The following is a 7,401-nucleotide window of genomic DNA, read 5'->3' as shown; positions in this document are numbered from 1 at the left end:
GGCGGCGCTGCTGCTGCCGCCGGGCGAGGCGCGGGCGGCCGCCGCGCCGGGCGGCCTGGCTGGCTTCCTGGCCCCGCTGCGCATCGCGGCCTTCCGGCGGCTTCTGCTGGTCTCCGCCCTCGTGCAGGGCAGCCATGCCTTCTACTACGCCTTCGGCACGCTGCACTGGCAGGCCGAGGGGCTGGGCGCGGGGCTGATCGGCGCGCTCTGGGCGGTCGGCGTGCTGGCGGAAATCGCGCTCTTCCTGTGGGGCCGCGACGTGGTGACGCGGCTGGGGCCGGTCGGGCTCTGCCTGGCGGCCGGGGCGGCGGGCGTGCTGCGCTGGGGCGCGACCGCGCTGACGGCGGACCCGCTGCTGCTGCTGCCTTTGCAGGTGCTGCACGGCGTGACCTTCGGCGCGCAGCACCTGGCGACCATGGCGGTGCTGGGCCGCGTCGTGCCCCCGGTGCAGGCCGGAACCGCGCAGGCGCTGCACGCTGCGCTCGGCACCGGACTGTCGATGGGCGTGCTGACGCTGGCCTGCGGGCCGCTCTTCTCGGCCTTCGGCGGCGGCGGCTACTGGGCGATGGCCGCGCTCTGCGCCGCGGCGGTGCCGGCCTCGCTGGCGCTCGGCCGGGCGATCGCAGGCTCCGGCAAAGCTGTACCTGGATAGTCCGGACGCAGTCCGGGCTATTCGGGCCCAGCCGGCGGGTCGCGCCAGGCGCCCTCGCTCCAGACACGGGTGGCGATCCGCGGCACGCCGTCCTCCACCACGATCCGGTGCCAGGCATTGGGCGACCCGCGCAGGCGGTGCGAGGTGGCGCTGGCCGCCTGCACCAGCAGGAGGCGCGCGCCGGGCACCATCGGGGCGATGTCCGGCAGGTGCAGGTGGCCGCTCAGCACCAGGCCGACGCCGTGCCGCGCGAAGGCGGCGAGTGCCGGCTCCGCGCCGCCGACAAGCCTCGCGTCAGGCCGCAGCGCCGGTGCGCTGAAGGGATGGTGCGCCACGACGATGCGGAACACGCCATCGGGCAGCGCCGCGAGCCGCGCCTCCAGCCGCGCCAGCCTCTCCCGCCCGACGCGGCCGCGTGCCCAGTTCAGGTAGAGCCCGCCGCGCCGCGCGGTGTTGAGGCCCACGACGGCCACCGTCCCGTCCGTCCAGGCCGGCTCCGTCTCCGGCCCGACATAGCGACGCCAACGGCCCCAGGGATCGGCGAAGCGTTCCAGCACGTCGTGCGGCGTGAGGTCGTGGTTCCCGGGCACGGCCAGCACGGGCGCCGGCAGGCTGCGCAGGAACTGCGCGGCGGCGTGGAACTCGCGATGACGTGCGCGCTGGGTCAGGTCGCCGGAGACGGCGACCAGGTCCGGCCGCGCCGCGGCGACGTCCTCGGCCAGGGTGGCAACGACCGCCGGGTCCTCCGCGCCGAAATGGAGGTCCGAGAGATGCGCGATGACCGTCATGCCGCGCGGGGCGGGGTGGTTTCCGCGGCCGGCGCAACCGCCTCGGCCGGCTTCGGCACGATGACGCGCAGCGCGCCGGGGTGGATGCGATAGACCAGCGGCGACGTCAGGATCAGTGCCTCGCCGTCGCTCATCACGCGCAGCGCTGCGCGCGGCGAGCGGATCGTCACCTGCTGCGCCGTGCGTTCGTGGACGAGCCGCGCACCGCGCCAGGTGCCCAGGAACATGCCGACGAAGAGTCGGACCCACCACCACAGCCCGTAGCGCCGCGCGACATAGAGCGCGAGCTCCCCGCCATCCAGCTGCGGCCGCGCCATCACCAGGCCGAAGCCTTCCGCGTAGCGGTTGTTCGCGACCGACAGCGCGCGGGTCCAGAGCCGCACGGCGCGCCGGCCGCCATCGAGCTCGACATGCAGGCGGAGCGGGCGGTGGCGCCAGGCCGCACGCAGCCCCGCGATGGCGAAGGCGGTTCGGGTGCGCAGGCTCGCCTTGCCGCGATGCCTCTCCCGGTGGCGGCCGAGCCAGGAGGGCGAGCCGATCACGGAATTGCAGAGATAGACGTGGCCGTTCACCTCGGCGACGTCGATGGCGCGGATCGTGCCATGCGACAGCGCATCCGCCGCCGCCTCGAGCGCGAGCGGGATGCCGAGGTCCTTGGCGAGCATGTTCATCGTGCCGAGCGGCAGGATGCCGAGCGCGGTCGGCGTGCCGCGCAGTCGCGCCGCCGCCGCGGCGATGGTGCCGTCCCCGCCGCCCACCACCACCGCGTCCGCGCCATGCGCGATGGCGTCGTCCAGCCGGGCGCAGAGCCCCTCCGGATGGTCGGGCACCAGAACGGCATCGAGGCCGGCGGCTTCGAGATGGCGCGCGACCTCGGCCTCCGCCTCGTGGCGGCCGAGCAGGGATCCGGCGGAGCTGTTGAGGACGACGGCGACTCGCACGCCCCTGCAACGGCGCGCAGGCGCGATGGTTCAGCGCCGCAGCCGTTCCCGGAGATCGGCGAGATGCGCGAGGCCCGCCAGGGCGAGGCCGAGCAGGACGAGCGACCAGTGCGCGCCCGACAGCGCGGCCTGGATCGCCAGCAGGAAGCCCGCGCCGGGCAGCACCAGCAGCAGCGCCGCGCGCGGCGACAAGACGCGGCGGAGGATCAGGAGCGCGGCCTCGACGACGAGGACGAGGGCGATCAGGGCGGTGACCCAGCCCTGGGCAAGCAGGTCGGCCATGGCAGGTCAGGATGTCCCCACCCTTCCCCGCAGCTGCGGGGGAGGGTGGGTGAGGCGCCCTACGCGGCCTTCGCCATCCCGCGCAGCACGTAGTGCAGGATGCCGCCGTTCTTGTAGTACTCCACCTCGTCGGCGGTATCGACGCGGCAGAGCAGCGTCGTCTCGGCCTTGGAGCCGTCGGCGCGGGTGATCACCATCTTCACCTCCATGCGCGGCTTCAGCTCCTCGATGCCGAGCAGGTCGATGGTCTCGTCGCCCTTGATGCCGAGGCTCTTGCGGTCCTCGCCATCCTTGAAGACCAGCGGCAGGACGCCCATGCCGACCAGGTTGGAACGGTGGATGCGCTCGAAGCTCTCGGCGATCACCGCCTTCACGCCGAGCAGGAAGGTGCCCTTCGCCGCCCAGTCACGGGAGGACCCGGTGCCGTATTCCTTGCCGCCGAACACCACCAGCGGCACGCCGTCCTTCTTGTACTTCATCGCGACGTCGTAGATCGGCGCGACTTCGCCGGAGGGATGGTGCTTGCTGATGCCGCCCTCGGTGCCCGGGACCATCTCGTTCTTGATGCGGATGTTGGCGAAGGTGCCGCGCATCATGACCTGGTGGTTGCCGCGGCGGGCGCCGTAGCTGTTGAAGTCCGCCTGGCGCACCTGGTGCTCGAGCAGGTATTCGCCGGCCGGCGACGCCTTCTTGATGGAGCCGGCCGGGGAGATGTGGTCGGTGGTGATGCTGTCCGCCAGCACCGCCAGCACCCGCGCGCCCTTCACCGGCTGGATCGCGTGCACGTCCATCGTCATGCCCTCGAAGTAGGGCGGGTTCTGGACGTAGGTGGAGCCGGAGTTCCAGCGGTAGGTGTCGCTGTCCGCGTCCACGCGGATCGCCTGCCACTGCGCCGGGCCCTTGAAGACGTCGCCGTAGCGCTCCTGGAACATCTGGCGGGTGAGCACGGCGTGGACGACGTCGTTCACCTCCTTCTGCGTCGGCCAGATGTCCTTCAGGTAGACCGGCTTGCCGTCGCTGCCGGTGCCGATCGGGTCGGTCGTCAGGTTCAGCTTCACCGTGCCGGCCAGCGAGTAGGCGACCACCAGCGGCGGGGAGGCGAGGTAGTTCGCGCGCACATTGGCATGCACGCGGCCCTCGAAGTTGCGGTTGCCGGAGAGCACGCTGGCGACGACCAGCTTGTTGTTCTCCACCGCATCCACGATCGGGTCTGCGAGCGGGCCGGAATTGCCGATGCAGGTCGTGCAGCCATAGCCGACGGTCTGGAAGCCGAGCGCGTCGAGGTCCGCCTGCAGCCCGGACTTGGTCAGGTATTCGGTGACCACCTGCGAGCCGGGGGCCAGCGAGGTCTTCACCCAGGGCTTCGGCTTCAGCCCCTTGGCGCGCGCCTTCTTCGCCACAAGGCCCGCCGCGACCAGGACGTAGGGGTTGGAGGTGTTGGTGCAGCTGGTGATCGCGGCGATCACCACGTCGCCATGGCCGAGGTCGTAGTTCGCGCCCTCCACCGGCACGCGGAGGTCGGCCTTGTCGCCCGGCACGCCCATCACGCCGGCCGCGAGGTCCTTGCTGAAGGAGGCGCCGACATTGCTGAGCGCCACGCGGTCCTGCGGGCGCTTCGGACCGGCCATGGAAGGCTCGACGGTCGAGAGGTCGAGTTCGAGCGTGTCGGTGAAGACCGGGTCGGGGGTCGAGGCGTCGTGCCACATGCCCTGCGCCTTCAGATAGGCCTCGGTCAGCGCGATGCGGTGCTCGTCGCGACCCGAGAGGCGCAGATAGTCCATGGTGGTCTTGTCCACCGGGAAGAAGCCGCAGGTCGCGCCATATTCGGGCGCCATGTTCCCGATCGTGGCGCGGTCCGCCAGCGGCAGGTGCTCCAGGCCCGGGCCGAAGAACTCCACGAACTTGCCGACCACGCCCTTCTTGCGGAGCATCTGCGTGACGGTCAGCACCAGGTCGGTGGCCGTCACGCCCTCGCGCAGCGAGCCGGTCAGCTTGAAGCCGATCACATCGGGGATGAGCATCGCGATCGGCTGGCCGAGCATCGCGGCCTCCGCCTCGATGCCGCCGACGCCCCAGCCCAGCACGCCGAGGCCGTTCACCATCGTCGTGTGGCTGTCCGTGCCGTAGCAGCTGTCCGGGAAGGCGTAGCTGTCGGGACCGTCCTGCGAGGTCCAGACGACCTGCGCCAGGTATTCCAGGTTGACCTGGTGGCAGATGCCGGTGCCCGGCGGCACGACGCGGAAATTCGCGAAGGCGCTCTGGCCCCAGCGCAGGAACTCGTAGCGCTCGCCGTTGCGCTCGAATTCGACATCCACGTTCTTCTGCAGCGCGTCCCTGGTGCCGGAGAAGTCCACCATCACCGAGTGGTCGATGACGAGGTCCACCGGGACCAGCGGGTTCACCTTGCGCGGGTCGCCGTTCAGCTTGGACAGCGCGTCGCGCATCGCGGCCAGGTCCACCACGGCGGGCACGCCGGTGAAGTCCTGCAGCAGGATGCGGGCGGGGCGGAACGGCACTTCCTTGGTAGAGCGGCCCTCGGCCAGCCAGCCCGCGATCGCCTTCGCGTCGTCCACCGTGTAGCTGCGCCCGTCCTCGAAGCGCAGCACGTTTTCCAGCAGCACCTTCAGGCTGAAGGGCAGGCGCGCGATGTCGCCGATGCTCTTCGCCGCCTCGGGCAGGCTGAAGTAGAAATACTCCTTGCCGCCCACCGAGAGGGTGCGGCGGGTCTTCAGGCTGTCCTGCCCGATCATCCGCATGGTCCGGGATCCCCGTGTTCCGTGTGGCGCCACGGTCGGTTGCTCCCCGGAACTGCCGGGTGCCTTCCGCCGGCCCTGGCGCGGTGTATTCGGTCCTCCGGCCCTTCCGGACCGCAGGGCGGGCCGCTTTCGCGACCGCAGCATGCGGCTTAAACCACAAGGCCAGGGGGCAGGCCAGGGGGGCCGACCCGGCGCAAGATTAGGGTCTGGCAACGATGCTGCAGGGGCAGGACCTGGCCTGCTGGCGGGGGGAGCGGGCGGTGTTCGCCGGGCTGTCCTTCGACCTCGCGCCCGGTGGCGCTCTGCTACTGACCGGGCCGAACGGCGCCGGCAAGTCGTCGCTGCTGCGGCTGCTGGCCGGGCTGATCCCGGCCGCGGAAGGCCGCCTGCTGTGGGAGGGCGCGGACGCGCTGGCCGACCGCGTCGCCCATGCCCGCCGCCTGCGCTACCTCAGCCATGCCGATGCGCTGAAGCCCTCCCTCACGGCGCGGGAGAACCTGGAGTTCTTCGCCCGCCTCTGGGGCGGCGAGGTCGAGCCGGCGTTGGGCGCACTCGGCCTGACGGAACTGGCCGAGCTGCCGGCGCGGGTGCTGTCCTCCGGCCAGAAGCGGCGCCTGGCGCTGGCGCGGCTGGCGCTCGCGCCGGCGGCGATCTGGCTGCTGGACGAGCCGACGGTGGGGCTGGATGCCGCGAGCGTGGAGCGGCTCGGTGCGCTGCTGGCGGCGCATCGCGGCCGCGGCGGGATGGTGCTGGCCGCCACGCACCTGCCGCTCCCCCTGCCCGGCGCCGGGGAGTTGCGGCTGTGAGGGCGTTCAACGCGGTCTTCCTGCGGGAAGTGCGGCTGGCGCTGCGCCATCCGGCCGACACGCTGGCCGCCGTGCTGTTCTTCGTCCTGGTCTGTGCGCTGTTCCCCTTCGGCGTCGGCCCGGCGCCGGAGACCTTGGCCCGCATCGCGCCGGGCGCCCTGCTGGCCGCGGCGCTGCTGGCGGCGCTGCTGCCGCTGGACAGGCTGTTCGGGGCGGAGGCCGAGGACGGCTCGCTGGACCAGCTGCTGCTGTCCGGCCTGCCGCCGGCCGCGCTGGCCATGGCCAAGGCGCTCGGCCACTGGGTGACCACGGGGCTGCCGCTGTTGGCCGCCACACCGGTGGCGGCCGCCATGCTGAACCTGCCGACCGAGGCCTGGGGCGCAGCGGTGATCGCGCTGGCGCTGGCCACCGCGGTGCTGTCGCTGTTCGGCACGGCGGGCGCGGCGCTGACGCTCGGCGCAAGGCGGGGCGGGGTGCTGCTGCCTCTGCTGGTCCTGCCGCTGGCCATCCCCGCCGTGATCTTCGGCGCCGCCGGGATCGAGGCCGCGGCGGCCGGGCTCGAGGCCCGGCCCTACCTGCTGCTGCTGGGCGCGCTGCTGGCGGTGGCCGCGCCGATGGCGCCGCTGGCCGCGGGGGCGGCGCTGCGGGCCGAGTGAAACCGCGGCCGCGGTTGCCGCTTTCATCGCGCAACACCGCGCGAGGCCGAGCCATGACGTTCAAGGGGAAGCCGCCGGGCGCAGGATCCGGCGAGATGTCGCGGCGCACCGCCGCGCTGCGCCCGCAGATCGCCCTGACGCCGGAAGAGGCCGCGAAGGCCCGCACCCTGCGCCGCAAGGGCGCGGAGCCCCAGGACATCGCCGCGCGCTTCGGCGTGCCGGTCGCCGAGGTGGAGAAGGCGCTGGTGCAGATGCGCTCCCCCCGGCCGGAGACCACCCGCGGCACGCTGAACGTCACGCTCGCGGCACACCGCCTGGTGATGGCCGAGCGCCGCGGAGACGAGCCGCTGTGGCGCACGGTGGACCGGCTGCTGGACGAGTTGCTGCAGCTGCGCGCCGCCGCGGCAAGGCGGCGCGCCAAGCCGCGCCGGGGCGGGCCGGCCCGCGCCCTGCCGCTGTTCCCGGTGGAGCCCGGCTGACCGGCGATGGCCGGCGGCAACGCCGTCGCGCTTGCTTCGTT

8 protein-coding genes are annotated in these 7,401 nt (G+C 72.8%); 4 read left to right on the top strand and 4 right to left on the bottom strand.

The features are described from left to right. Window positions 1-652, top strand: a 652-nt coding sequence (locus tag OZN99_RS21270; RefSeq protein WP_270937254.1) for an MFS transporter, incomplete at its 5' end; no start/stop codon positions are given. Between the two features lie 17 nt (window positions 653-669). On the opposite strand, the gene OZN99_RS21265 is transcribed toward OZN99_RS21270, so the two are convergent. The 4 genes from OZN99_RS21265 to acnA are packed head-to-tail and all read right to left on the bottom strand — an operon-like array spanning window position 670 to window position 5,419. Continuing rightward, window positions 670-1,440, bottom strand: coding sequence for a metallophosphoesterase family protein (locus OZN99_RS21265; protein ID WP_270937253.1), 771 nt, complete (start codon window positions 1,438-1,440; stop codon window positions 670-672). After that, entirely contained in the window at window positions 1,437-2,381 is a 945-nt protein-coding gene (locus OZN99_RS21260) for a diacylglycerol/lipid kinase family protein (RefSeq protein WP_270937252.1), read from the bottom strand. Before OZN99_RS21260 ends, OZN99_RS21265 begins: the two co-directional genes overlap by 4 nt. 30 nt (window positions 2,382-2,411) lie before the next feature. Beyond that, complete coding sequence (locus OZN99_RS21255; protein ID WP_270937251.1) at window positions 2,412-2,663, bottom strand: hypothetical protein; 252 nt, start codon at window positions 2,661-2,663, stop codon at window positions 2,412-2,414. A gap of 59 nt (window positions 2,664-2,722) precedes the next feature. After that, on the bottom strand, window positions 2,723-5,419 hold the full coding sequence (acnA, locus tag OZN99_RS21250; protein WP_270937250.1) for an aconitate hydratase AcnA: 2,697 nt from the start codon (window positions 5,417-5,419) through the stop codon (window positions 2,723-2,725). Window positions 5,420-5,634: 215 nt separating this feature from the next. Here acnA and ccmA point away from each other — a divergent pair, with 215 nt between their 5' ends. The 3 genes from ccmA to OZN99_RS21235 all read left to right on the top strand — a co-directional run bounded on the left by ccmA (window position 5,635) and on the right by OZN99_RS21235 (window position 7,360). Continuing rightward, window positions 5,635-6,225 carry a heme ABC exporter ATP-binding protein CcmA gene (ccmA, locus tag OZN99_RS21245; protein ID WP_333779759.1) on the top strand — a complete coding sequence of 197 codons (591 nt, stop codon included), beginning with the start codon at window positions 5,635-5,637 and terminating at the stop codon, window positions 6,223-6,225. Next, window positions 6,222-6,881 carry a heme exporter protein CcmB gene (ccmB, locus tag OZN99_RS21240; protein ID WP_270937249.1) on the top strand — a complete coding sequence of 220 codons (660 nt, stop codon included), beginning with the start codon at window positions 6,222-6,224 and terminating at the stop codon, window positions 6,879-6,881. Before ccmA ends, ccmB begins: the two co-directional genes overlap by 4 nt. Window positions 6,882-6,976: 95 nt before the next feature. Next, window positions 6,977-7,360, top strand: coding sequence for a hypothetical protein (locus OZN99_RS21235; protein WP_270937248.1), 384 nt, complete (start codon window positions 6,977-6,979; stop codon window positions 7,358-7,360). The last annotated feature ends 41 nt before the right edge of the window (window positions 7,361-7,401 follow it).

This window comes from Falsiroseomonas oryzae (genome assembly GCF_027856955.1).
GTDB lineage: Bacteria > Pseudomonadota > Alphaproteobacteria > Acetobacterales > Acetobacteraceae > Falsiroseomonas > Falsiroseomonas oryzae.
Note: the sequence above shows the minus strand (reverse complement) of the source record. Positions and strands in the feature narration are given on the sequence as shown.

Excerpts from the sequence above, each read along its gene's own strand:
- OZN99_RS21265 (WP_270937253.1), bottom strand. The coding sequence starts at position 1,440 with ATGACGGTCATCGCGCATCTCTCGGACCTCCATTTCGGCGCGGAGGAC.
- OZN99_RS21255 (WP_270937251.1), bottom strand. The coding sequence starts at position 2,663 with ATGGCCGACCTGCTTGCCCAGGGCTGGGTCACCGCCCTGATCGCCCTC.
- acnA (WP_270937250.1), bottom strand. The coding sequence starts at position 5,419 with ATGCGGATGATCGGGCAGGACAGCCTGAAGACCCGCCGCACCCTCTCG.
- ccmA (WP_333779759.1), top strand. The coding sequence starts at position 5,635 with ATGCTGCAGGGGCAGGACCTGGCCTGCTGGCGGGGGGAGCGGGCGGTG.
- OZN99_RS21235 (WP_270937248.1), top strand. The coding sequence starts at position 6,977 with ATGTCGCGGCGCACCGCCGCGCTGCGCCCGCAGATCGCCCTGACGCCG.